The organism is Shewanella sp. Isolate8 (assembly GCF_022398495.1).
GTDB classification, from domain to species: domain Bacteria; phylum Pseudomonadota; class Gammaproteobacteria; order Enterobacterales; family Shewanellaceae; genus Shewanella; species Shewanella aquimarina.
In genome coordinates this window covers 1-25304 of sequence record NZ_JAKEVI010000006.1, presented here as the reverse complement: position 1 = coordinate 25304, position 25304 = coordinate 1, and the positions used below count along the sequence as shown (strand labels likewise).

The following is a 25304-nucleotide window of genomic DNA, read 5'->3' as shown; positions in this document are numbered from 1 at the left end:
CTTTGTATGACGCCTTAGCTGCCCTACCAGTTCTTACCTAGGAAGAGGAAGACGGTATTTTCGCCATCGTCTGTCCAGCCGTAACCTATGGCCGCCGGGCCTATGGCGGTATCCGTGCCCAGATAGAGGCTGCCACCATAGATGAGATCATTCAGGCTCACGCTGTCGCGGATCGACCAGACGTTACCCGCCTCAAGGCTAGCGCCCAGATAGAGAGGGTAGTCTGTCATCCCCAACATATCCCGGCCCAGATCGTATTGATAGACGAAGGCACCGAACAACTTGTGCGGCCCAACCAAGGCGTCCTTATGGTAACCAGACAAGTTGAGGAAGCCACCAAGCTCGGAGACATTCACGCTGAAGCCCTCCTCCTTGTCCACCGTCGCCAACGAAGCCTTGCCCACAAAGGCATGATTGCCCACACTCAGGGCGCCGCGCCAATCGGCCATGATCTGCAAGGAGTTCTCCGATGGTTCATCGTCAAAGATGTAGGGAGATTGCTCATGGCGGTAGTACATGTTCAGGGTAAAGCGATTACCCGAGGTCGGGAAGCTGATGCTGTCCAAGTCATCGAAACCAAACTTGAGATAGGCGCCGTAGGAGCTAAAATCTGCCCGCCCGTCAAAGGCCGCATTATCGAGATAGCCGGTCTCCCCCATCACCCCCAGCTCAACCACGCCTTCCTTGATATAGTTGACGCCAATACCCAACTCGGCGCGATACTTGACCTGCTCGAGATCCAGGAAGCGGTTATTCTCTTCATACAGGGTCCAATCTTTCTTCTCATAGCCCAGTTCCGCGCGGGAGAAATAGCGCTGATCGGAATCCATGGGCAGATAAAACTCTGAGGCGAGCATCTTCTCATAACCTAGCCTCAGCTCGTTACGCCACTCGCCACCATAGGCGGTCAGATCTGTCATGGTGTAGGCCACATCCAGTGCCACCACAGAGTCCAGGGTGAAGTCATCCTCCCAGCTAAAGCCAAGTTGGAAATAATTTGGCCCCCAGGACTTGGCCCGGGTCTGCAGAATCAGTATCCGTCCCTCATCTGTGTCGACAAACTCGGCGTTGACCCGCTCAAATTTGTCGAGCGCATAGACTTTGTTGATCCCCTGCTCCAGCTTGGTCTTATCGACCACCTCACCCGGCTCTATGCCTAAGGTCTCCGCCAAGAGTTTCTCGCTCACCTTAGAGTTGTTGTCGAAGCGGATCTCGATCACCGGGCGAGACAGGTTGTAGAGCCAACCCACGCTGGCGGCATCCTTGTGAGCCTGATAGGCAGCATACTGCTCATTGGTCACGGCTAACTGTTTTAGCCTTGTCAGCTGGGCCTGAACCGCCGCCTCACCGAGGCGATAAGCCTCCGGCATGATGGAAAAGTCTGTGGTGCTGAGCTCGCCAACCTCTGGACGGATCAGGATATCTTGTGTCGTCAGTAGCTGTTTCTGCCGCTCTGTGCTGGCATTGGTCAGCATGGTGGATAGTTGGTTCAAAACCGCGATCGTGCTCTCTAGCTGGTCCCGCTTAACCAGAGAGGAGCCGATATCCACGGCGATGACGATGTCGGCGCCCATGGCCTTAACCACATCCACCGGCATATTGTTGGCAATTCCGCCGTCAACCACTATATGCCCCTTATACTGCGCCGCCTGCAGCGCACCTGGGACTGTGGCCGACGCCTGCATCGCATCCACCAGGCTGCCGCTGTCGATCACCACGGCGCCACTGGTCTCGAGATCTGTGGCCACGGCGCGATAGGGAATCGGCAGTTCATCGAAGTGTTCAAACTTATGCACCAGATCCGTCGAGTGCTGCAGCAAGAGCGACATAGACTGACCACGCAACACGCCATTAGGAACTTTGACTTGGCTATCGCTGTAGCCGATGTTGAGCGGGATATTGAATCTATCCCGCTGCTGCTTGCCACGATAGCTGAGGGCCGCACGGGGAATGGTATCTGAATAGCCGGCGTTCCAGTTGGAACCCATCATGATATCTTCGATCTCTTCGGCGCTATAGCCCAGGGCATACATGCCGCCCACATAGGCGCCAATACTGGTACCGGCGATGTAATCGACGGGAATATGCTCCGCCTCTAAGGCCTTAAGCACGGCGATATGAGCCGCCCCTTTCGCGCCGCCCCCGCTGAGTGCCAGACCGATCTTGGGGCGTTCCTCGCTCGTGGCAGAAAAGGTGAGGCTTGCCAGCAGCAAAGAGAGTAGAAAAGGCTTGATCATCGGCGATTCATCTTCCTATGAATAGAGGGACAAAATATTCTAGCAAACTTCTAGGGCCTGTTGACCTTTCCTGTTTGTTTTTGCAGCAGTTTGCAGGTGATTTATACAAGGCAGAGCCTGTGTCGTGTAGTGATTCTACACAAACTGGCGATAACGCAGTAGAAATGGCCTACAAACGCAGCCCAAAGGGTTCATCTAAACGCGCCCAGCCCTATGTTGTTCACAACTCACATAGAGCACTATGCTTCAATGCCCACGCGTAGTGCATAACGCGTTTAGATTGAACAAAAATAATACCTGAAAGATAAACAGGCCCTAGCAAACAAGAAAGTTTGCCCTATCGACGCGATGACGAAGCCGTTATTTTGACTTGATGTAGAGGTATTTCTCGAACTCATCGATAGTCATCGGCTTGGCAAAGTAGTAGCCCTGTATAACGTAACAGCCGCGGCTAAAGACCTGTTCTAACTGCTCCTGGGTCTCAACCCCTTCGGCCACCACCTTCAGCTTGAGGTTACGGGCCAGCTCTATGATACTGCTGGCGATCGCCTGATCCGCCTCGTTATTGGCGATATCGATCAGGAAGGAGCGGTCAATCTTAAGCGTGCTGACATCGAAGCTGCGCAGATAGGCGAGCGACGAATAGCCGGTGCCGAAGTCATCGATAGCGACCTCTATGCCGATCTCCCGCAGTGCCTTGAGGTGATCCTTGGCCACATGCAGCTCTTTCATCAAGACACCTTCGGTGATCTCCAGCCCCAGCATCTTGGCCGGCATGCCCGACTCCTTGAGCGCCTGCTGCACATCTTGAATAAAGTCGGGTTGCCTGAAATGCACCGCAGAGACGTTAACCGACAGCTTTAGCTCATCGCCAAAATGTTCGGCCCACTTAGCCCCTTGAATACAGGCCTGCTTGATCACCCAGCGGTCGATGTCGATGATCAGGCCACAGGACTCGGCCACCTTGATGAAGATATCTGGGCGAATGTAGCCCTCCTTGGGATGATGCCAGCGCAGTAGCGCCTCCATCCCAACCACCTTGTCGTCTTTGAGAATATCGATCTGCGGCTGGAAGTAGAGCTCAAACTCCTGCCTGTCCATCGCCTTACGCAGTTCGGCCTCCAGTTTGAGGTGATAGAGCGCCTCGGCATTGCGCTCGGCCGAGAAGTACTGGAAGTTGCCACGCCCCTCTTCCTTGGCGTGATACATGGCCTGATCGGCGTTCTTGATCAACACCTCGGGCTGCTTGGCATCATCCGGCCACAGGCTGACCCCGATACTGGTGGAGATAAAGAACTCGCGGCCGTAGAGCTCGAAGGGTTTCTCTATCTGGCGGATCAAGGCCTCGCACAGATGGTTGACCTCATCGATATCGACCATGTCACGCATCAGGATCACGAACTCGTCGCCACCGAAACGGCAGAGGGTATGGCTTTCACTCACACAAGATTGCAAGCGACTGGCGGCTTCCACCAGCAAGGCATCGCCCATGCTATGGCCATAGGAGTCGTTGACGTTCTTGAAGCGATCTAGGTCAAGGAAGATCAATGCCAGCTTATCTTCGGTCTGCTCGGCGCGGTGGATACACTTAGCCAGGCGCGAGGCGAACAGGGATCGGTTCGGCAGGCCGGTTAGCACATCGTAGTTAGCCAGACGTCGCAGGTCGGCCTCCGTCTGTTTGCGCTCTGTGATATCGGAGAATACCGCCACATAATGGCTGATGACCCCTCGGTCATCTTTCATGGTCGACAGGTTTAACCACACGGGACAGATTAGCCCCTCGGAACACTGAAACTCATGTTCTCCTGTCCAGTTAATCCCCTGCTCCAGCAAAATATTGATCTCGTCACTTCTGTCTTCACTGCTATGAACTAGCTGGGCAAAGTATCTGTCGATAAGCTCATCGGCCGTCATACCTAAGATCGTCTGAGCGGCCTTATTAGACACCTTTACTCGCTCATTGGCATCTAATATCAATACTCCTTCCGAGGTGTTAGCAAAGGCCTGGGCCAAGAGTTTAACGTCATCTTCCAGTCGGCGCTGGGTAGTGATGTCGGTATAGATACCGGCAACTTTCTTCACCCGACCGCTTACCGGGTCAAACTCCAGTGCCCGGCCACGCACCCTTGTCCACCCCCAAGACTCGTCGGGACGGCGGTAACGATAGTCCACATCTAATCTGTCATCCAGCTTGGAGAGCAGGCGTTTCCATGCGGTAAATACCTTTTCTTGGTCTTCGGCGTGGATGGGAAACTCCTCCATCTTAAGCTCGAAGGCATCGCCCCTGTCGGGGAAGTAGCGCCCCCGGTTTTCAAGCGAGAAAGTTTCGTTCTCGCTGTGCCACTCCCATAGCTCGGAATCACTGCCCCGCAGAGACTGACGCAGCCTGTCTTCACTTTCCTTGAGTTTCTTGTTCACTCGCCTGAAGGCGCTTATCTGTTTTTGACGCAACAGCAGGAAGTAGAGTCCAACCAGCAAAAGTGAGATAAGCAATAAGCCTCTAAACCAGTCATAGTTCCACCAGTAATCTTCAACCACAAAGCTGAACGAATAGGGGGTCTGTGACCAGACGCCATTTTGCTCGCTAAGAATGTCTAAGGTGTAGTGGCCATCCTTGAGGCCTGAGACGTTGATCTGCGACTGGCCCATCAACTGTAAGTAGTTGCTCTCCTCAGAACCCTTGCCGCGGCGCAGACGATACTGTAGCTGAAACGGAATATCGGTCAGATAATCGAGACTGGTAAGCTGAAAGCTGATAAGGCGTGCGCCGGGTTTTATCAGCATGCCTACCTCAGGCACCAACCTAATGTCAGTACTGTCTTCATAGAATACCGAAACAGACTCCATCATGATGCCATCTTCCGCGAGGCGGTTACGCATCTGGGGAGCATCAATAAGGGTAACCCCATCTGGGCTACCAACGAATAAGCCTACACCAGATTCAAAATAGGCAGCACCATCGTTAAGTTCATGACTGATAAGCCCGTCCTGCTTCTCGAATACCGTTATCTCCCCAGTGGTGAGATCCTGTCTCACCAGAGAGTTGGGACAGCCCACTACCCGATAACCGGGAAGCTGCTCGATGAAATAGACTGAGCTACACTGCACTTGCCAGTTATCGGTGAGGAAATAGGTCAGCCCCGTCTTAGGATGATATTCTACTAACCCCTTAGGGGACGTACCTAACCAAAGCACGCCGGAATCCATCTCTTTTATATAGCTAACATCGATTGAGATATTGTCGTCGGCAAAAATATCGATACGGGAATAAAAGAGACCCTTGTTATCTATATAGCCAAATAGGTTCTCACCCCCAATCCATAGCTTGCCATCGGCCGCCCTGTAGATAGAGCGCAATGGGATCTGATGCTGGATGCCATCAACCCCCTTGACCTGCATACGGTTCGGCTCCAAGCTTCCCTTATCCCAATAAAACAATCCAGTAGCTGTCACAAACCACCAGCGGGACGGGATCAATGGATCCTTGTAGGTGAAATAGACCATCTTATTTTCGAGCGAGGTACGCCCACCAGAGATCTCGGCAAAACGCTTGATTTGATGCGCCTGCTTGTCATAGACAAACAGACCATTGGTTGTGCCTAATAACAGACGCTGCTCGTCGAACTCGTTCACCGTATAGACGCTGTCGTTGACCTCCATCTCGTCGGGCAGGTAGGTCTCACTCTTCTTGGCGTCGAGATCGACTTCAATAAGCCCCTTGTCTGTGCCCAACCACAGCTTAGTTTGCTCGGCAAAAATACCCCAAACCATCTCATCACTCAGGTGATAAGGGGCATTGCGCGTAAAGTTATCCAGTACGAAGTCGGGATCGTCGGCGACAATCGCTAGGCCATCGCCCGAACCGCCCACCCAGACCAGGTCATTATCATCCACCGCCAAGTCGTAGATATAATCGAGATCGGCCGCCAGCTTCAGTTCATTGCTAAAGTGCTTTATCTCCAGGGTGTCGGGGTGCCACTTGATCAGCCCCTCTCGGCCAGACAGCCAGAGAAAGCCCAGCTTATCCTGAGCCATCTGGGTCACATAGAAGGGGATCTGCTCCACCTTCTCGAGGGTTAACGAGTCGGGATAGACGCGATATAAACCATTGCTCGAGCCCAACCACAGACGCCCCGCCCTGTCTTCAAACAGGCTCTTGATCTGGCCCTGCTCCTCTGTCCAGGGGAAGATCCCCCTGAGCATCCCCAGGCTGTCCCTGAGTTGCAGCTCATAAGTCTTACCCACAATCAGCTGAGAGTCGCCAAATTGCGACAACACAAACCAGGGCATATCGGGATCGCTTGGCAGAGCGCTGATGAAGGTGAGCGACATCGCCTGGTAGTCCAGACGGTAGAGCTCGCCGACATAGCTGAGCAGCACATAGCTGCCATCTTTCTGGCGGGTGATTGCCTGTAGCCCACTGGGATTGAACTTGGGAAACAGCTCGCTACTTCCCAGCTGGACAAACTCATCTTGAACTATGTCGTACAGGTAGGTATTGGCATAGCTGCTAACCAGCAGATGCTGTTTACCCAAGGATTCGACGAGATAGATATACTCATCTGAGAGGCGAATATGGTTGGCGTCTTTGTCGATGCGCCGCGCCTTAGTGTCGCTGACGCGGTACAGGCCCTGCTCAGTGGAGAGCCAGGTGTAACCGTACTCATCGAAGCTGATGTCGTTTACCGTGGCATTGTTGAGGCCGTCGCGAGCGCTAAAGACCCTCTGTACCAGATCGCCCGCCAAACTCGGCGTGGTAAAGCCAATCATGAATACCAAAAAGCCTAGTAAGCGAAACGCCTGGGTAAAACTCATAGAAGATCCCATTTCAGACAAACAGCACGGCGGGGTTGGGACATAGCGCGATAAACTTATAATTGTTACAAAAATATAATATATAAGTTAGCCAGCCAAAAAAAAAGCGCTCAATGAGCGCTTTTTCGGATTTCAGAAGCAATTATTTCTTCTTCTTTGCCTTAGGGTTTGGCAAATCGGTAATTGAACCTTCGTAGATCTCAGCCGCCAGACCGACAGACTCGTGCAGTGTCGGGTGAGCGTGGATGGTCAGCGCCAGATCTTCGGCATCACAACCCATCTCGATAGCCAGGCCGATTTCACCCAGTAGTTCGCCACCGTTCACACCCACGATAGCACCACCGATCACACGATGCGTTTCCTTATCGAAGATCAGCTTAGTCATACCGTCTGAGCAGTCAGAAGCGATCGCACGACCACTTGCCGCCCATGGGAAGCTTGCCGTCTCGTAAGCGATGCCTTGCTCTTTGGCTTCTTTCTCGGTCAGACCAACCCAAGCCACTTCAGGATCTGTGTACGCGATTGAAGGGATAACCTTAGGATCGAAGTAGTGCTTCATGCCAGCAATAACCTCGGCAGCGACGTGGCCTTCATGCACACCTTTGTGTGCCAGCATTGGCTGACCCACAATGTCGCCGATAGCATAGATGTGTGGCACGTTGGTGCGCATCTGCTTGTCGACATTGATGAAGCCGCGCTCATCGATATTCACGCCAGCCTTGTCAGCATCGATCAGCTTACCGTTTGGTGTACGACCGATAGCCACCAATACCGCATCGTAGCGTACTGGCTCAGTTGGCGCCTTCTTACCTTCCATAGAAACATAGATACCGTCTTCTTTCGCTTCAACGGCAGTCACTTTGGTCTCTAGGATCAGGTTGAACTTGTTCTTGATCTTCTTGGTGTAGACACGAACGATATCTTTATCGGCTGCTGGGATAACCTGGTCGAACATCTCAACCACGTCGATCTCACTGCCCAGTGAAGAGTAGACTGTACCCATCTCCAGACCGATAATACCGCCGCCCATCACCAGCAGCTTGCCAGGAACTTCTTTCAGCTCAAGCGCATCGGTAGAATCCCAGATACGTGGATCTTCATGAGGAATGAAAGGCAGTTGAATTGGGCGAGAACCCGCAGCGATGATTGCTTGCTCGAAGTGCACCACTTTCACGCCATCTTCACCAGCAACTTCGATGGTGTTAGGACCGGTAAACTTACCCAGACCGTTAACCACGTTGACTTTACGCATCTTAGACATGCCGCCCAGACCGCCAGTCAGCTGGCTGATAACACTCTGCTTAAACTCACGTAGCTTATCGAGATCGATCTGCGGCTCACCAAATACCACGCCGTGGTTAGAAATGGCTTTCGCTTCTTCGATCACTTTAGAAACGTGCAGTAGCGCCTTAGATGGGATACAACCCACGTTCAGACACACACCACCTAGGGTACTGAAACGCTCTACAATAACAGTCTCCAGACCTAAGTCGGCAGCACGGAATGCTGCTGAATAACCTGCAGGGCCTGCACCTAAAACCACTACCTGAGTTTTGATTTCGTTACTCATGTTTTCCTCTATTCTTTCTCATTGTGTTGGGAGGAATTCCGGCCCAACCCATTATGACGCCAGCTTTTTGAACGTTAGTTCTTGTAAGGTGGCCGCATTTTAACCTTTCAAGGAGTTAAACAAAAGGCTACTCATGGTGAGTAGCCTTCATCATTACAAAATAAGTGTGCGTATGTCGGACAGCATACTTGACAGGGTCACGCTAAAGCGTGCCGCCATCGCGCCATCGATCACACGGTGGTCGTATGATAAAGAGAGCGGCAACATTAACTTAGGCTCGAAATCTTTACCATTCCACTTAGGTTTAATTTCAGACTTAGAAACCCCTAAGATCGCCACATCAGGATAGTTGACGATAGGCGTAAACGCGGTACCACCGATGCCACCCAGGCTAGAGATGGTGAAACAGCTGCCCTGCATGTCTGCAGCCTTAAGCTTGCCATCTCGGGCCTTAACCGAGATCTCCATCAGTTCGGCTGACAGCTCGATAATGCCTTTCTTGTCGACATCACGCACCACAGGAACGACCAGGCCGTTTGGCGTATCGACCGCCACACCAATGTGGTAGTACTTCTTCTTGATCAGCGACTCACCATCGGCGCTCAGGCTGGCGTTAAACACTGGGAACTGCTGCAGTGTCTTGGCAACCGCCTTCATCATGAAGACCAGCGGGGTGATCTTGACGCCAGTTTTCTGCTTGGCGGCGATCTCGTTTTGCTGCTTACGGAAGGCTTCCATCTCTGTGATGTCGGCTTCGTCAAACTGAGTCACGTGTGGAATAGTGACCCAGTTACGGTGCAGGTTAGGTCCAGAGATCTTCTGGATACGGCTCAGCGGCACTTCTTCCACTTCACCAAACTTAGCGAAATCAACCTTAGGCGCGGCAATCACCTGCAGACCACCCTCACCGGCACCCACACTGGTTGCTGCAGAGGCTTTAGGACGAGACAGCTCATACTTGATAAAGGCCTGAACGTCTTCCTTCAGAATACGTCCCTTAGGACCAGTACCAGTTACCTGAGTCAGGTCTGCACCGAACTCGCGGGCCAGACGACGAACCGCTGGCGAGGCGTGCACGGCACCCGTTGCAGGCTTGCTACCGGCACTTGGGTGATGCGGCACAGGCGGCTTGCTCGCCGCAGGCGCTGGCGCACTGGCTTGTGGAGCCGGCGCAGACGCGGCGGCAGCTGGGGCTGACGCGGCAGCCGGTGCACTCGACTGTGTTTCTATGGTCGCGATGACGCTACCCTGAGAAACCTTGTCGCCCACCTTAACGGTCACAGAAACCAGCTTACCGGCGAACGGTGCTGGTACTTCCATGGTCGCCTTGTCGGTTTCCAGGGTGATCAGGCCTTGGTCGGCCTCAATCACATCACCGGCAGCAACCAATACCTCGATAACATCGACGTCAGACGCGTCGCCGATATCGGGCACGCTAATCTCTTTCACTTCGATGCTGGCAGCTGCCGCTGGTGCTGCACTTGGTGCTGGAGCCGCGCTCACAGCAGGAGCCGCAGCTTCACCGCCGCTCACCTCAAGCATCAGAACCAGAGAGCCTTGAGAGACCTTGTCACCAACGGCCACTTTCATCTCTTTCACGACACCGGCTGCAGGCGCTGGTACTTCCATGGTCGCCTTGTCAGTTTCCAGGGTGATAAGCCCAGTGTCGACATCGATGCTGTCGCCCACGGCCACCAGCACTTCAATCACGTCGACATCTGAAGCATCGCCGATATCCGGCACTGTCACTTCAATCACTTGTGCAGAGGCTGGCGCCGCAGCAACAGGCGCTGCCGGAGCAGGCGTAACCGGTGTTACTGCAGGAGCAGATTCTGCAGGTGCTGGCTCCGCGGCCTGCGCCTCACCCGCTTCCATCATAGCGATAAGTGTACCTTCAGAGACGGTATCGCCCACGGCGACCTTGATCTCGGCCAGTTTACCGGCGAAAGGCGCAGGAATATCCATGGTCGCCTTGTCGCTTTCAACGGTAATGATCGATTCTTCGGCGGCGAGGGTATCGCCCACCGCAGCACAGATCTCGATAACCTGTACTTCATCCCCACCGATATCGGGGACTAAAACTTCTTTTAATTCAGCCATGCTCTATCCCCTTACGCGAACTGTGGGTTGATCTTGTCAACATCGATGCCGTACTCGGCAATTGCTTGCGAGAGTACTTCAACTGGCAACTCGTTGCGGTCAACCAGCGACTTCAGTGCGGCGATCACGATGAACTTGGCATCCACTTCGAAGTGGTGACGCAGGTTCTCGCGGCTGTCACTGCGGCCGAAACCGTCGGTACCCAGCACCTTGTAGTCGGTAGGAACATAGGCGCGTAGCTGCTCGCCATATATCTTCATATAGTCGGTGGCAACAACGGCTGGTGAATCGCTAGACAGCACCTGGCTTATATAAGCCTGCTTAGGTGTCTCGGTTGGGTGCAGCATGTTGTAACGCTCTGCCGCCTGACCGTCGCGAGTCAGCTCGTTGAAGCTGGTCACGCTGAATACGTCTGACGAGATACCGAAGTCTTTCGCCAGCGCCTGCGCCGCCTTACGAACTTGTTCAAGGATGGTGCCACAGCCCATTAGCTGTACCTTACCCTTGCCGCTACCAGACACTGATTCCAGCTTGTAGATACCCTTGACGATACCTTCCTCGGCACCCTCTGGCATCTCAGGCTGAACATAGTTTTCGTTCATCGTGGTCAGGTAGTAGAAGATATCTTCCTGGTTTTCGCCATACATGCGACGGATACCGTCTTGAACGATAACCGCGATCTCATAACCATAGGTCGGGTCGTAAGAGATACAGTTAGGAATAGTGTTAGCCAATACGTGGCTGTGACCGTCCTGATGCTGCAGACCTTCGCCGTTCAGGGTAGTACGACCTGACGTACCACCAACCATGAAGCCGCGAGCACGCATATCACCTGCCGCCCATGCCATGTCGCCGATACGTTGGAAACCGAACATAGAGTAGTAGATGTAAAACGGAATCATTGGCGTATCGTTAACCGAGTAGCTGGTCGCCGCAGACACCCAAGAAGACATGGCGCCAAGCTCGTTGATACCCTCTTGAAGTACCTGGCCTGACTTGTCTTCGCGGTAGTAAGCCACCTGATCCGAGTCTTGTGGTACGTACTTTTGTCCTTCGTGAGCATAGATACCCACCTGACGGAACAGACCTTCCATACCGAAGGTACGCGCCTCATCCGGGATGATAGGGACAATGTTCTTACCTATCTTCTTATCTTTCAGCAGCGCAGTCAGAATACGGACGAACGCCATGGTGCTTGAGATCTCACGACCGTTAGAGCCCTTGAGTATAGAGTCGAAAATCTTCAGTGAAGGCACTTCGAGGTCTTCACTGAACTTCTGACGGCGAGCCGGCATAGAACCGTGCAGCGCGGCGCGACGTTCCTGAAGGTACTTCACCTCTTCCGAATCTGGACCTGGGTGATAGAAAGGGATCTCTTCTAGCTTGTCGTCAGGGATAGGGATATTGAAGCGATCGCGGAAGTAACGTACGGCGCTGATATCCATCTTCTTAACGTTGTGCGCGATGTTCTTACCTTCACCTGCATCACCAAGACCATAACCTTTAACAGTTTTCGCCAGGATTACGGTTGGACGGCCCTTGGTGTTCTTAGCGTGTTGCAGCGCGGCATAGATCTTCACAGGATCGTGACCACCACGGTTGAGGCGCCAGATGTCATCGTCAGACATGTTAGCAACCATCTCGGCAGTTTCAGGGTACTTACCGAAGAAGTGCTCACGGGTATAAGCGCCACCTTTAGCCTTACAGTTTTGGTATTCGCCGTCGACGGTCTCTTCCATCAGCTGCAGCAGCTTACCGCTGGTGTCGCGAGCCAATAGCGGATCCCAGTAACGACCCCAGATCACCTTAGCCACTTCCCAGCCTGCGCCGCGGAATTCGCCTTCAAGCTCTTGAATGATCTTGCCGTTACCACGTACAGGACCATCTAGACGTTGCAGGTTACAGTTAACGATGAAGACCAGGTTGTCCAGCTCTTCACGAGCGGCCAGACCGATAGCACCTAGCGTTTCTGGCTCGTCACACTCACCATCACCCAGGAAGCAGTATACGGTTTGCTCAGAACAATCTTTCAGACCACGGTCGGTCAGGTATTTCAGGAAACGAGCCTGATAAATCGCCTGAATTGGACCCAGACCCATAGAAACCGTTGGGAACTGCCAGTAGTCAGGCATCAACTTAGGGTGTGGGTAAGATGATAGACCCTTGCCGTCCACTTCCTGACGGAAGTTAGCCAGTTGATCTTCGGTCAGGCGACCTTCGAGGAAAGAGCGCGCATAGATACCTGGTGCGATGTGTCCTTGGAAGTAAACCAGATCACCGCCATCCTTCTCGTTTGGTGCACGGAAGAAGTGGTTGAAGCAAACATCGTAAATGGTTGCACTAGAGGCGAAACTGGAAATGTGGCCACCCAGCTCAAGATCTTTCTTCGAACCGCGCAATACCATGGCCAGGGCGTTCCAACGAATGATGGCGCGAATGCGACGTTCCATCTCCTGGTTACCAGGCATATGAGGTTCCTGACCCGCTGGAATCGTGTTCAGATAGGCGGTGGTTGCCTTATAAGGCAGATGAGTACCGTTGCGACGAGCCTTGTCGATTAGCTTCTCAAGAAGAAAATGAGCACGTTCCGGACCTTCTTGCTCTAATACGGCTTGTAATGAATCGACCCACTCTTGAGTCTCTAACGGATCTAAATCTTGCAGCATATGTTCAGACATTTCGCAGTCCTTCCCTATATACATTAATTGTATGAATTGAATAATAAAAAGTGGCGGTTAGACAGACTGCCTACGCGCCACTCTTCAAACGGCGCAGACTACGCTGCAACCGGCTATCTTCTTCCCTCACAGACAACATCACTTCCTCAATGTAGCTTAGATGCTCGTTTGAGGCTTCTCTTGCTGCTTCAGGGTCACGACGCACGATGGCGGCAAGAAGATCTTGCCTATGCTCGTTCGCCATTTTAGAGGCATCAGCTCTGCGCTTTAGCAACTCTAGGTTTTGCGCCACATTCTTATGCAGCACGGGAGATAAACTCAGTACTAAGTGCAGCATAGCCACGTTGTGTGAGGCCTCGGCAATGGCGCGATAAAAACACACGATCGCCTCTGCCTTCGCCTCGATGTCAGACGCAGCTTCTACCGCTTGGATTTTTTCTTTGATGTTTTGCATGTCGGCATCGGTACCCCGAAGTGCCGCAAAGTAAGCCATCATGCCTTCAGTGGCGTGACGAAACTCGAGAAGATCGTACTGACTCTCGGAATCGCTGTGCATCAGCTCCACAATAGGATCAGCAAGACTCTGCCAAAGTTGCTCTTTGACATAGGTTCCACCGCCTTGACGACGCAGCAGCAAGCCTTTTGCTTCTAACTTTTGAATTGCTTCACGAAGAGATGGTCGAGAGACTTCGAATTGCAGTGCCAATTCACGCTCTGGTGGTAACTTCTGACCCGGTTGCAGACTCCCCTCTAGGATCATCTGCTCCAGCTGATTCATGATCACATCAGAAATTTTTGGCTGGTTGATTTTGCTATAAGCCATATGGCCCTCAGCTCCTATTGTAAATTGGTCTTACCAATTTAATTGACTGAGCGCACTTTATCAAATCACATTTCAGATGTCCAGTTCGTGATCTGCTTCATGTAAACTCACGATTTGTGAGAATAGCTTATATTTAAGATAAAGGGGTCTGACCATTGCCCCAAGAGCTTAGGGCTCGCCTTGAACAGCAATAACGAGGCGAACAAGCCGCAATACAAGCGTCCGCCTCGCCCGGCAGCTACACTACCACCCCAAAGATCGTCAGCAAAGAGAGGCCGATCACGAGTAAGATAAAGTTACGCTTACTCAACTGTAGCAAAGAGATGGTAGATTGGACGCAAATTGGTGTAGGTGAATTAAATTCAATGGTCTCTGCCGCTAAAGCGACCTCAGATATGACATCTCGCGCCGGGCAACGCCAGCACAGCGCCTGTTGTCGCCAGCGAGCAAATGCCAGCGAAAAGTGCCCACTGAGCACATAGCCTAGCGCGATCAATCGGCTCGGCAGCCAATCCAGCAACAATAAGGCAGTGTCCACTAAAGGAAGATCGATTCCCCGGCTCTTGGCATCGTCCGAGAAATAACGCACGGTACAGTAGAGTACGGCCCCGGCAGGTCCGAAGAAGATAAGATATAACGCCACGGCGCCATAGAAACGATAATTGAGCCAGGCAACCGTCTGACCGACTTTCTCACCGAGATCTTGCTCTGATACGGCATCGAGCGACACATAAGGGTCAAGCTCATCGGCAAAATGGTAACAAGCCTGTGCGTCGCCACGACAAGCCGCCTGTATATACTGTTTGAAGACCTGACGCTGTTTGAGATGACTGAAACAGAGAATCGACACCCCGACCCAGAGCCCGAGGCTCAACAGCCCCCAAAACATGCCGGCCACGAACCAAGCCAGCACCTGCACGGCTATCGCAGGGAGAATCAGCGCGATCGCCATCATAAGATCATTGGTGAGCTGCTTACGGCCAAAGAAACTCTTGGCATATAAGGCTAATAGGGTTTCTAGCTGCCAGGCCTGGGGTAATAGCTTGAGACGTTCTATCATGATCGCCAGCAATAAAGAAAACAGTGCCATCTTACTCCCCTCTCCCTTCCATCTAATTGTTGTGTTTAATGGTAAACCAAGCTTTTAGGTAAGTTACGCTTCATCCAAACTCGCGCGATATCTGTCCCAGTCGAAACTCTCACCGGGATCAGTCTTCCGTCCTGGTGCTATGTCGCTATGCCCGACGATAAGATTTCTATTGAGCATAGGATATGCGTCAAACAAGACCAAGGTTAATTGCGTGAGCCGATCATACTGAGCATCGGTATAGGCCTGGCTATCAGTGCCTTCAAGCTCTATACCTATGGCAAAGTCATTACAACCGGTACGCCCGGCAAACTCAGAGACGCCAGCATGCCAGGCGCGATCATCACAGCTGACATACTGCACCAACTCGCCGTCTCGCCGGATCAAAAAATGCGCCGACACCTCTAAGCCTTCGAGCTCACAAAAACTCTCATCGGCTTGAGTATCCAAACAACCTTGAAAAAGCTGGTCAATATAGGGCAAGCCAAACCGGCCAGCAGGCAGGCTGATATTATGGATCACCAAGAGGCTCACCTCTCCATCTGGACGGGCATTAAAATGTGGCGAGACACACTGTCGACACTCTTGAATCCACCCTTTTTGCAACGTCATGTTAGCCACAGGCCAATCTACCTCCAAACAATATCAAGCCGTTAGCACTTTAACCCAATTCGGATGATAGCCGCCAGTCACACGAGACCAACGATTACAAATCGGCACAAATTGCGTCTATCTTCACCGCGTAGCGCTAAATATCCCTGCTTTTTCAATCTGGGATTTGTTACTATTAACGGCATATAGCTAAGTGCTCGCAGCCATTGAATCAACAGAGATAACCCATTCGAGCCACAAGTGATGCGCTCAGGGAGTGCGGCGAGCCGCCATGAGGATAGAAAGATGCTGGAAAATGACATTAGATTAGCCGTCAAAGTCGCACTAGAAGAAGATTTAGGTTTTCAGGCTGACTCGAATCTAACTCCACTAGAAAAATTGAGTCTGGACATCACTGCTCAGCTTATTCCTGGCGACAAGTATGCGCAGGCCACACTGATCACCCGCGAAGAAGGCGTCTTTTGCGGTAAAGCATGGGCTGAACAGGTCTTCAACCAGTTAGGCGGTGAAGTCGCTCTGCATTGGCATGTGGACGATGGTGACCTTGTGTTGCCGAATCAGGTTTTATGCGAAATGTCGGGTTCTGCTCGCGCCATCCTGACCGGCGAGCGCACCGCGATGAACTTTATCCAGACACTCTCCGGCGTGGCGACCTTGACGAAACTCTATGTCGATAGACTGGCAGGCACTCACTGCAAACTGTTAGACACCCGCAAGACCATACCGGGTCTGCGCACAGCACAAAAATATGCCGTTACCTGTGGCGGCGGAAAAAACCATCGTATTGGTCTTTTTGATGCTTTCCTTATTAAGGAAAATCACATCATGGCCAGTGGCTCGATCGCATCAGCCATCAAAGCCGCCCGTAGGCTTGCCAGCGACAAGTTAGTGGAAGTCGAAGTAGAAAGTATTGATGAGCTCAAACAGGCGCTCGATGCCGGTGCCGATATTGTCATGCTCGACAACTTTGACGTCACCATGATGATAGAAGCGGTAGAGCTTAATAATAGCTATAGCGAAAACCAGCGGGTAAAACTCGAGGTATCGGGCAACGTGACCCTAGATACCATCTCAGACTTCGCCAAGACAGGAATAGACTACATCTCGGTCGGTGCCCTGACCAAACACGTCAAGGCGTTGGACTTGTCGCTTAGGCTGAAAGATTGATTTTCCTTAATAAGACATTTTCGCGATGACTTAAAATGCTCAGTCTGGTACAGGAACCTAATCAGACTGAGCAACATTTGTACAACAAATCGCTCCAACACTAAAGATTGTACGTAAATCAACCAGGACTAAAACGGCTTTCTAGCCGCTATAAAATTGACACTCCTAGTACGATCGCCAATTTTTCAGCCAAAGTCATAATTACGCTATAACTTTTTTTACAAAAAAATTTTTTATTAGACAAATTCACCATCAAATTAGTACTTTGATGCGATTTACGGTTCCCTTTTTGTTAACTTTGTACTAACTTTGGCTGTAGGCGAGATGGCCCTTTCGGCCAGCTTACCATGAAGGTAAACCGACTTAGTAAGTCGAAAGAATTAATTATCGTTAATTGAAGATTTTCTAGACTAGCGACAAGTTTAATGAAACATACCGTTAACAATCTCTGTGTTTGCGAGAGCGCGATACGGGCAAGCATTAAACGAGTCACAGCTTAAAAGCCTGCTGGAAAAGGTTAAGATGCTGACGATAAAGATATGATTTCTACTGACTAAATTGCCAAATGGTGCAGTTTGCCGAATGAAGATTAATCAAACTTAGAGTGAAAGCCAAGAATGTAGAGGTAAAGCATGGTAAAAATTGCCTGCTTACTGAATTCATTTTAGGAATTCATAAAATACTAGTTGATAGCAATAACGATTTGACCAGGGACGACGTCAAAAGCTACGCAGGAGCAAGCTGAAATAGTGGTCTCAGCACCGCATTCTAAGGTAATGGCTTTAGCATTGGTTACTTGTACAAGTTTAACTATTACTATAAGGCTAACACTAGAATAGTTGTGCTGCCATCCTGCTATAGTCAGCATTAGGATGAGTCGAATCAGAGTTCTGTCAAACGGAGAGAGTAAAAATGAAAGGTTTCAAAAAGACTAATGCCAAGGGTTTCACCCTGATTGAATTAATGATCGTTGTTGCAATCATCGGTATTCTCGCCGCAATTGCACTGCCAGCCTATAGAGACTACGTTGGTGCAGCCCACGGTGGCGCGGCAATGAAAGGAGTTAGCTCTATTACGTCAAAAGCTGTTGCGTGCGTACAATCCGGAGTTGGCTGTCCTTCTCTTGTAACAGATGCTGGTACATATACAGAAGTAACGATTTCTCCAACTACTGCTGGGGCTGGAGGTTGGGATGAAGGCGCTGGCGGAACTGTTGCTTTCAATGAAGGCGCTTGTACTGTTACTGCAACTGTAAGCAATCTTGGCGTAGTCACTTATGCTGCAACCTTAACATCTGGCGCTACTGGAGCTACCCAAGCTCAGTGTATTGATGGCGCAAACATTCCTGCATCAATGCAAACTACAGCTCCATAGGCTAAACTTTAGCATTCTGCATCGCCTTAAATATTAAGGCGATGCACTTTATTTGGTTCCCACATGCCAACAACAGGTCTCCATCTCGGATTATCAACTCTATTCATTCGCAAACAAATATTAGGCGAAGAGCAAGTAGCGTCAGCAATTGCTAAGTCACGTCAATCAAAACAGTCTCTTGTCTCCACTATAGTTCAAGAAAAACTGATATCCGCGAGAGAAATCGCCGAGCTCTGCTATGAGGAGTACGGCACCCCTTTACTCGATCTCAATGAATTCGATATATCCAGCATTCCCGAAGACTTCCTTAACAAAAAGCTGATCGAAAAACATAAGTGCTTGCCCCTGTTTAAGCGCGGCAACCGCCTCTATATTGGCACGTCTGATCCGACCAATATCGCAGCTTTAGAGGATTTTCAATTTAGTGCAGGGCTTCATGCAGAAGCGATCCTAGTTGAAGATGACAAGTTAACAGCTGCGCTTGAAAAAGTGCTTGAAGAAGATATCTCGGCACTAGACTTAGATGGTATAGATGAAGACTCACTCTCCGGTATTGAGATAACCGATACTGACAAGCGCCAAGAAGAGCAGGCTGGTGACGCCAGTGACGATGCCCCTATTGTCATCTATATCAACAAAATTCTAACTGATGCCATACGTAAAGGCGCGTCGGACTTACATTTTGAGCCATATGAGAAGCGTTACCGCATTCGATTTCGTATCGATGGCATCCTACATGAAGTCTCTGAGCCTCCGGTTAACTTAGCCGGCCGCATATCCGCACGTCTTAAAGTGATGTCTAAGCTGGATATCGCCGAGCGCCGTGTCCCTCAAGATGGCCGCATCAAGATGAAGCTGTCTCGCACTAAATCTATCGATTTTCGAGTCAGTACCCTGCCCACCATCTGGGGCGAAAAGATCGTGATGCGTATCTTGGACTCCTCTTCGGCCCAACTAGGTATCGAAAAGCTCGGTTATGAAGATGATCAGCGTGCCCTATACGAAGAGATGCTAGCTAAACCCCAAGGTATGATTTTAGTTACCGGCCCAACAGGCTCGGGAAAAACAGTCTCCCTGTATACTGGCCTGAATATCCTCAATACAGAAGAACGCAACATATCAACCGCAGAAGACCCTGTTGAAATTAACCTAGAAGGCGTTAACCAGGTTCATATTAACTTAAAAGCAGGTTTAACCTTTGCTTCGGCGTTACGTTCATTCCTGCGCCAAGACCCAGATGTGGTTATGGTAGGTGAAATCCGCGACCTAGAAACAGCTGAAATTGCCATTAAGGCAGCGCAGACAGGTCACTTGGTGCTATCTACCCTGCACACTAACTCTGCCGCTGAAACCCTGACGCGTCTCATCAACATGGGGGTTCCTGGGTATAACATAGCCAGTTCGGTAAACCTGATTATTGCCCAGCGTCTTGCAAGAAGACTTTGCACTGAGTGTCGACAACCTGAAGCGGTACCTGAACACGAGTTGTTCAATTTAGGCTTTACCCAGGCCCAAATTGATGAAGGATTTACCGTTTATAAGCCCGTAGGTTGCGATCTTTGTTCTGGCGGATACAAGGGACGTGTCGGTATTTATGAAGTGATGAAGATGTCAGATGAGATTGCCCGTACTATCATGGAAGGAGGCAACTCACTACAAATAGCCAATCAGGCGAAAGAACAAGGCATGCGTGATCTTCGAGACTCTGGCCTTCGAAAAGTGATTGCCGGAGTGACCAGTATTGCCGAAATAAACCGCGTCACTAGTTTCTAATAAATAGATACTCATTAAGGATTATCCATGGCTAGCGCATCACTCACAAAAACCACAACTAAAAAGCAAAAGGCAGCCAAGGCTCAACCTAAAGTAGTCACCTTCGAATGGAAAGGCACCAATCGTGACGGCAAAAAAACCTCGGGAGAATTAAGAGGCACCTCATCAGCAGAGATTAAGGCACAATTAAAATCTCAGGGCGTTAACCCTAAGGTTGTTAAGAAAAAAGCCGAATCTCTGTTCAAGAGAGACCCAAAGATCAAGGCGATGGATATCGCCATGATCACTCGCCAAATAGCCACCATGTTAGCGGCAGGCGTCCCCATTGTGACAACCCTCGAAATGCTTGGTCGCGGCCATGAAAAGCCTAGAATGCGAGAACTGTTAGGCACGATAGTCAACGACGTACAAGCCGGTATCCCATTATCCGATGCTTTAAGACCACACAGACAATATTTTGATGATCTTTACGTCGATCTAGTTGCCGCAGGTGAACACTCGGGTTCTCTCGATGCCGTATTTGACAGAATTGCAACCTACAGAGAAAAAGCTGAGGCACTAAAATCAAAAATCAAAAAGGCTATGTTCTACCCAGCAGCGGTAATTGTAGTAGCAATTGCCGTTACAACATTATTATTGCTATTCGTTGTTCCTCAATTTGAAGAGATATTTAACGGATTTGGTGCAGAACTTCCGGCCTTCACGCAAATGATCATTGCAATTTCTCGCTGGCTCCAATCTTCATGGTACATCTTCGTAATAGGGATAGTATTAACCATTTGGGGATTTAGGAGGGCACATCTACAATCTCAATCTTTTCGAGATCGAGTTGATGAATTTATCCTTAGGATTCCGATAGTTGGCAGCATTTTGCATAAGGCAGCGATGGCTCGCTTTGCTCGCACTCTCGCTACCACCTTTGCCGCAGGTGTTCCGCTTATCGATGGTTTAGAATCAGCTGCTGGCGCTTCTGGAAATTATGTCTACCGCAGCGCCCTCACTAAAGTACGTACCGAAGTCATGTCTGGCATGCAGATGAACGTGGCTATGAGAACAACAGGCTTGTTCCCTGACATGCTGATACAAATGGTGATGATTGGCGAAGAATCCGGCGGTCTCGATGAAATGCTCAATAAGGTAGCCAACATTTACGAGATGCAAGTGGATGATGCTGTTGATGGATTATCTAGCCTCATAGAACCTATCATGATGGTTGTAATTGGTACTCTAGTAGGCGGGCTGATCGTTGGTATGTATCTACCTATCTTCCAGATGGGCAAAGTGGTTGGCTAATCGAACACCTTTTAATAATAACACTAAGCTTTTTCAATGACTGAATTTATCCAATTAATGGCTCAGTATCCTTTGCTGTTTGCCGCAATTTCTTTTGTCTTTGCTGCCGTGATTGGCAGCTTTTTAAATGTTGTTATTCATCGCCTTCCGGTGATGATGAAAAGAGAATGGCAAGAGGAATGCAACCAATATCTCGACGAATACCACAAGGCTACCGTTACGGAAATTAAAGATAAGCTAGCCCAGCCAATCGATGATTTTCCGGAAAAATACAATCTTATCGTTCCAAGCTCATCTTGCCCTAATTGTAAAACCGATATAAAACCTTGGCACAACCTCCCCATAATTGGGTGGTTGATGTTAGGAGGTAAGTGCGCTCATTGTAAGACAAGTATTTCTGTAAGGTACCCCATCATAGAAGCCTTAACAGGATTTGCAGTGGCCTACCTCGCTTACCATTTTGGCCCGACCTCGCAATTTGTCCTTGCCACCTTGCTAACCTTCAGCCTGATAGCTTTAACCGGGATAGATCTCGATGAGATGCTGTTGCCTGACCAGATCACACTTCCACTGCTATGGCTAGGCCTGCTGATTAACTTAGACAGTACCTTCGTTTCTATTACCGATGCGGTCATTGGCGCTTCAGCGGGTTATATGGGCCTTTGGAGCGTCTTCTGGGGGTTCAAACTACTAACCGGCAAGGAAGGCATGGGCTATGGCGACTTTAAGCTGCTCGCCGTTTTTGGTGCCTGGTTCGGTTGGCAATTACTACCTCTTATCATTCTACTCTCTTCGATTGTTGGCGCTCTCGTCGGCCTACTGCTCATCGTCAATAAGAAGATCAATTCGGGTAACCCAATACCATTTGGCCCTTATATCGCTCTAGCTGGCTGGATCGCCATGATTTGGGGCGAAAAAATAGTAAACTGGTATTTATCCACCTTATAACCATCTATTCATAAAACATCATGTCAAAATTTGTTGTAGGCCTCACAGGCGGTATAGGAAGCGGCAAGACGACTGTCGCCAACTTGTTTGCTGAACTAGGAGTTGATCTTGTTGACGCAGATGTTGTCAGCAGAGAAGTTGTTGCCAAAGGAACCAAAGGACTAACAGAAATCGCTAAGCATTTTGGTCCAAGCGTCCTCCTTAAAAATGGAGAACTTAATCGATCCGTTTTAAGGGATAAGATTTTTAAAGACCCTGTAGAAAGACAATGGTTGAATAGTCTTCTTCACCCGTTGATTAGGACCGAAATGTTAACACAATTGCAAAATGCGACCTCAGCCTACGCAATTTTAGTTGTCCCCTTGCTATTTGAGAATGGTTTAGATAGGTTAGTCAATTGCACTTTAGTGGTTGATATTTCGCCAGAGTTACAAGTAAAGCGAACCACGGAGAGGGACGCAGTCGATGCGCAGCAAGTAAAAAACATAATCGCTAGCCAGGCAAGCAGAGACGAAAAGCTATCTAAAGCAGATGATGTTATCGACAATCAAGGTGACATATCGGCATTAAGAGACAAGGTCGCTGCTTTACATAATAAATATATAAAATTAGCCGCCCAGACTTAACAATCGTCATGAATGAATTGATCTACGAACAACCGTTAAACGAGAAGACTCGAAGCTACCTTAGGCTCGAGTACCTCGCTAATCAAGTTCAAAATAATTTAGATCAAGATCATCAACACCGCTGTTTTTATCCATTATTTTCCCTGTGTGAACTCACCGAGCGTTGTGATTATCGCAGTGAAATTATAAAAGACATCGACAAGCAGCTTATAAATCTCAAAAAATGGCAGCACCTACCCCACATAGATGAGCAGCAAGTAGAAAGTTATATCGAGCAGATGCAAGAGGCGAGAGTTAAGCTCGTTCGCTGTGAAAGGCCAGGTCAAAAACTTAAGCAAGACAGGTTTCTCTCTGCCCTGCGTCAACGATTCGGCATGCCAGGTGCTTGCTGCAACTTCGATCTTCCGCAGCTACATTACTGGTTAGCTAAACCCTGGGATACGAGGCAACAAGAATATAAGGCTTGGACGGAACATTTTGAATGTCTGTTAACGCCGATCAAATTGTTACTTGAGCTTACCCGTAAGACGACAGTGTACAACCCAGCAACCGCAGTAGCCGGCTTTTATCAAGGCTCTAGCACCCAAGCCCTCTCGCTTATCCGAGTCAAAATCGATCCTGCCCAGGGGTGCTATCCAACTATCAGCGGTAACCGGAATCGTTACGCCATCCATTTCGTATTGTTTGATCAGCAGAAACACTCTGACAAATCGATAGACTTTATGTTGGCAACCTGTACCTAAAGTGGTTTACCATAGCCGACTGTTACAAATCGGCCTATGGGAATGATTATGCCAACCACAGTTAAGTGCCCAACCTGCCAGAAAGAGGTGCTTTGGTCTAAAGAGTCTCAATTTAAACCCTTCTGCAGTGAAAGATGCAAACTCATCGACTTGGGTGATTGGGCCTCGGAGAAACATGCCATCCCTGTAAAGCCTGAATTTGATCCAGAGCTCCTAGATTCACTAGGCTATGAAGAAACAGACTTTTTTAAGGATCACTAAATGAAGCGTGTACATGTCGCGGTAGGCATAGTATTCAATGAAGAAAGTCAGATCTTACTCGCCAAACGCCCAGTGCATCTGCACCAAGGTGGGAAATGGGAATTTCCAGGCGGAAAAGTCGAGTCCAGTGAAACGACATCAGAAGCATTAATAAGAGAGTTAAAAGAAGAAGTCGCCATAGAGGTTACCTCCACGAGCCCTCTAATGGTGATCTCACACGATTATCCGGACAAACAAGTATATCTTGATATACACACAGTAAACGCTTTCTCAGGAGAAGCTCAGGGGCTTGAAGGGCAAGAGATCAAATGGGCTAGACTCGACGAGCTCAAGAGCTATGACTTTCCAGCTGCAAACGCCCCCATAGTAGAAAAGTTACTTTCTTTATAAGCCAGTTTGAAAGCCCGAAAATTAATATGGGCTTTCCCTCCCTCCAATAACCATCGCTTTCACTCCCCCAACTCCCGAACATAAATCTTATCGACTAGATATGTTTGATAACGATATGAACAACCTATCACTGCCTTAGGACTTAAGACTTAAGTATTTACATTATCGACTGATAAAAATCTTACTATTCGGGTTGCTTAAATTGAGTTCAGCAATCAATCAGATCTCACTTGGGGGCGTAAGACATCCACTTATCAAGCGAAGCTTGATGGATGACTGTAGCGCGAAGCGGCTAAATGACAGATTAGTGAGTCTGTAGCGATAATGCCGTTTATAAATGGAATAATTAACAGCAACAGATTTGGACGGCATGTAGAGTTTTATTAGGCGCCTGTCATGGCCAGCTACGCTAAAGCTTCGCGCTCATAAGCACATCGCTATCGCGATATTCGCCCTACTCCACATAGAAATGCACCTCACTGCGTTCGGGCTCTTTATATTTCCCATGTTCGAGTCGATATTTTAAAGACTGTTAAACGAAAAAATCCCCAGCACGGCGTGCTGGGGATTTCTCGTTTATTAGGCGCCTGGAAATGACCTACTCTCACATGGGGAGACCCCACACTACCATCGGCGCGATTGCGTTTCACTTCTGAGTTCGGGATGGGATCAGGTGGGGCCACAATGCTATGGTTTCCAGACAAATTCTTACTGGTTAATTCTTCGTCTGACGGCATTGTTTCCTCGCTGCAGTGCTCATGTACTCTAGTACACTCCGCGCTTCGCTTCGTTACGGCTTTGTCAGCC

General features: G+C 49.8%; 17 protein-coding genes and 1 rRNA gene. 9 read left to right on the top strand and 9 right to left on the bottom strand.

Going from position 1 to position 25304, the window contains the following annotated elements; all coding sequences use genetic code 11:
• Positions 1 to 23: 23 nt before the first annotated feature.
• From L1D43_RS18795 to ampD, 8 genes are all read right to left on the bottom strand, one after another.
• Entirely contained in the window at positions 24 to 2237 is a 2214-nt protein-coding gene (locus tag L1D43_RS18795) for a patatin-like phospholipase family protein (protein WP_239853987.1), read from the bottom strand.
• Positions 2238 to 2597: 360 nt separating this feature from the next.
• The gene (locus L1D43_RS18785; protein WP_239853986.1) at positions 2598 to 7052 is read right to left on the bottom strand and encodes an EAL domain-containing protein; all 4455 of its coding nucleotides are present in this window, start codon (positions 7050 to 7052) and stop codon (positions 2598 to 2600) included.
• Positions 7053 to 7194: 142 nt separating this feature from the next.
• Entirely contained in the window at positions 7195 to 8622 is a 1428-nt protein-coding gene (gene lpdA, locus L1D43_RS18780) for a dihydrolipoyl dehydrogenase (RefSeq protein ID WP_041509825.1), read from the bottom strand.
• 153 nt (positions 8623 to 8775) lie between these two features.
• The gene (gene aceF, locus L1D43_RS18775) at positions 8776 to 10722 is read right to left on the bottom strand and encodes a pyruvate dehydrogenase complex dihydrolipoyllysine-residue acetyltransferase (RefSeq protein WP_239853985.1); all 1947 of its coding nucleotides are present in this window, start codon (positions 10720 to 10722) and stop codon (positions 8776 to 8778) included.
• Positions 10723 to 10733: 11 nt separating this feature from the next.
• Positions 10734 to 13400 carry a pyruvate dehydrogenase (acetyl-transferring), homodimeric type gene (gene aceE, locus L1D43_RS18770; protein WP_011867227.1) on the bottom strand — a complete coding sequence of 889 codons (2667 nt, stop codon included), beginning with the start codon at positions 13398 to 13400 and terminating at the stop codon, positions 10734 to 10736.
• A gap of 70 nt (positions 13401 to 13470) precedes the next feature.
• A complete protein-coding gene (gene pdhR / locus L1D43_RS18765; protein WP_011867228.1) occupies positions 13471 to 14223 on the bottom strand; it encodes a pyruvate dehydrogenase complex transcriptional repressor PdhR in 753 nt (250 codons plus the stop codon).
• Positions 14224 to 14461: 238 nt separating this feature from the next.
• Positions 14462 to 15313, bottom strand: coding sequence for a beta-lactamase regulator AmpE (gene ampE, locus L1D43_RS18760; protein ID WP_239853984.1), 852 nt, complete (start codon positions 15311 to 15313; stop codon positions 14462 to 14464).
• A 63-nt stretch (positions 15314 to 15376) separates the two neighbouring features.
• Positions 15377 to 15922, bottom strand: coding sequence for a 1,6-anhydro-N-acetylmuramyl-L-alanine amidase AmpD (gene ampD / locus L1D43_RS18755; protein WP_239854048.1), 546 nt, complete (start codon positions 15920 to 15922; stop codon positions 15377 to 15379).
• Positions 15923 to 16207: 285 nt separating this feature from the next.
• Here ampD and nadC point away from each other — a divergent pair, with 285 nt between their 5' ends.
• The 9 genes from nadC to mutT all read left to right on the top strand — a co-directional run bounded on the left by nadC (position 16208) and on the right by mutT (position 24497).
• Positions 16208 to 17089, top strand: a complete 882-nt coding sequence (gene nadC / locus L1D43_RS18750; RefSeq protein ID WP_239853983.1) for a carboxylating nicotinate-nucleotide diphosphorylase — start codon at positions 16208 to 16210, stop codon at positions 17087 to 17089.
• Between the two features lie 912 nt (positions 17090 to 18001).
• The gene (locus tag L1D43_RS18745; protein WP_239853982.1) at positions 18002 to 18463 is read left to right on the top strand and encodes a prepilin-type N-terminal cleavage/methylation domain-containing protein; all 462 of its coding nucleotides are present in this window, start codon (positions 18002 to 18004) and stop codon (positions 18461 to 18463) included.
• A 63-nt stretch (positions 18464 to 18526) separates the two neighbouring features.
• Positions 18527 to 20236: a type IV-A pilus assembly ATPase PilB gene (pilB, locus tag L1D43_RS18740; RefSeq protein ID WP_239853979.1), complete on the top strand. Its 1710-nt coding sequence runs from the start codon at positions 18527 to 18529 to the stop codon at positions 20234 to 20236.
• A gap of 27 nt (positions 20237 to 20263) precedes the next feature.
• Positions 20264 to 21529 carry a type II secretion system F family protein gene (locus L1D43_RS18735; protein WP_239853977.1) on the top strand — a complete coding sequence of 422 codons (1266 nt, stop codon included), beginning with the start codon at positions 20264 to 20266 and terminating at the stop codon, positions 21527 to 21529.
• A gap of 36 nt (positions 21530 to 21565) precedes the next feature.
• The gene (locus L1D43_RS18730; RefSeq protein ID WP_239853975.1) at positions 21566 to 22477 is read left to right on the top strand and encodes an A24 family peptidase; all 912 of its coding nucleotides are present in this window, start codon (positions 21566 to 21568) and stop codon (positions 22475 to 22477) included.
• A gap of 20 nt (positions 22478 to 22497) precedes the next feature.
• Positions 22498 to 23103 carry a dephospho-CoA kinase gene (gene coaE / locus L1D43_RS18725; protein WP_239853973.1) on the top strand — a complete coding sequence of 202 codons (606 nt, stop codon included), beginning with the start codon at positions 22498 to 22500 and terminating at the stop codon, positions 23101 to 23103.
• Between the two features lie 8 nt (positions 23104 to 23111).
• Complete coding sequence (zapD, locus tag L1D43_RS18720; protein WP_239853970.1) at positions 23112 to 23846, top strand: cell division protein ZapD; 735 nt, start codon at positions 23112 to 23114, stop codon at positions 23844 to 23846.
• Positions 23847 to 23894: 48 nt separating this feature from the next.
• Complete coding sequence (yacG, locus tag L1D43_RS18715) at positions 23895 to 24107, top strand: DNA gyrase inhibitor YacG (protein WP_239853968.1); 213 nt, start codon at positions 23895 to 23897, stop codon at positions 24105 to 24107.
• Complete coding sequence (gene mutT, locus L1D43_RS18710) at positions 24108 to 24497, top strand: 8-oxo-dGTP diphosphatase MutT (protein ID WP_239853966.1); 390 nt, start codon at positions 24108 to 24110, stop codon at positions 24495 to 24497. It abuts the gene before it with no gap.
• A gap of 585 nt (positions 24498 to 25082) precedes the next feature.
• Here mutT and rrf read toward each other — a convergent pair.
• Positions 25083 to 25198, bottom strand: a 5S ribosomal RNA gene (rrf, locus tag L1D43_RS18705).
• Between the last annotated feature and the right edge of the window lie 106 nt (positions 25199 to 25304).

What these genes read in the sequence shown, in the direction of transcription:
- pdhR (WP_011867228.1), bottom strand. Translation starts at nt 14,223, where the DNA reads ATGGCTTATAGCAAAATCAACCAGCCAAAAATTTCTGATGTGATCATG.
- nadC (WP_239853983.1), top strand. Translation starts at nt 16,208, where the DNA reads ATGCTGGAAAATGACATTAGATTAGCCGTCAAAGTCGCACTAGAAGAA.
- ampE (WP_239853984.1), bottom strand. Translation starts at nt 15,313, where the DNA reads ATGGCACTGTTTTCTTTATTGCTGGCGATCATGATAGAACGTCTCAAG.
- yacG (WP_239853968.1), top strand. Translation starts at nt 23,895, where the DNA reads ATGCCAACCACAGTTAAGTGCCCAACCTGCCAGAAAGAGGTGCTTTGG.
- pilB (WP_239853979.1), top strand. Translation starts at nt 18,527, where the DNA reads ATGCCAACAACAGGTCTCCATCTCGGATTATCAACTCTATTCATTCGC.
- coaE (WP_239853973.1), top strand. Translation starts at nt 22,498, where the DNA reads ATGTCAAAATTTGTTGTAGGCCTCACAGGCGGTATAGGAAGCGGCAAG.
- L1D43_RS18730 (WP_239853975.1), top strand. Translation starts at nt 21,566, where the DNA reads ATGACTGAATTTATCCAATTAATGGCTCAGTATCCTTTGCTGTTTGCC.
- aceE (WP_011867227.1), bottom strand. Translation starts at nt 13,400, where the DNA reads ATGTCTGAACATATGCTGCAAGATTTAGATCCGTTAGAGACTCAAGAG.
- L1D43_RS18785 (WP_239853986.1), bottom strand. Translation starts at nt 7,052, where the DNA reads ATGAGTTTTACCCAGGCGTTTCGCTTACTAGGCTTTTTGGTATTCATG.
- zapD (WP_239853970.1), top strand. Translation starts at nt 23,112, where the DNA reads ATGAATGAATTGATCTACGAACAACCGTTAAACGAGAAGACTCGAAGC.
- ampD (WP_239854048.1), bottom strand. Translation starts at nt 15,922, where the DNA reads ATGACGTTGCAAAAAGGGTGGATTCAAGAGTGTCGACAGTGTGTCTCG.
- aceF (WP_239853985.1), bottom strand. Translation starts at nt 10,722, where the DNA reads ATGGCTGAATTAAAAGAAGTTTTAGTCCCCGATATCGGTGGGGATGAA.
- L1D43_RS18745 (WP_239853982.1), top strand. Translation starts at nt 18,002, where the DNA reads ATGAAAGGTTTCAAAAAGACTAATGCCAAGGGTTTCACCCTGATTGAA.
- lpdA (WP_041509825.1), bottom strand. Translation starts at nt 8,622, where the DNA reads ATGAGTAACGAAATCAAAACTCAGGTAGTGGTTTTAGGTGCAGGCCCT.
- L1D43_RS18735 (WP_239853977.1), top strand. Translation starts at nt 20,264, where the DNA reads ATGGCTAGCGCATCACTCACAAAAACCACAACTAAAAAGCAAAAGGCA.
- L1D43_RS18795 (WP_239853987.1), bottom strand. Translation starts at nt 2,237, where the DNA reads ATGATCAAGCCTTTTCTACTCTCTTTGCTGCTGGCAAGCCTCACCTTT.
- mutT (WP_239853966.1), top strand. Translation starts at nt 24,108, where the DNA reads ATGAAGCGTGTACATGTCGCGGTAGGCATAGTATTCAATGAAGAAAGT.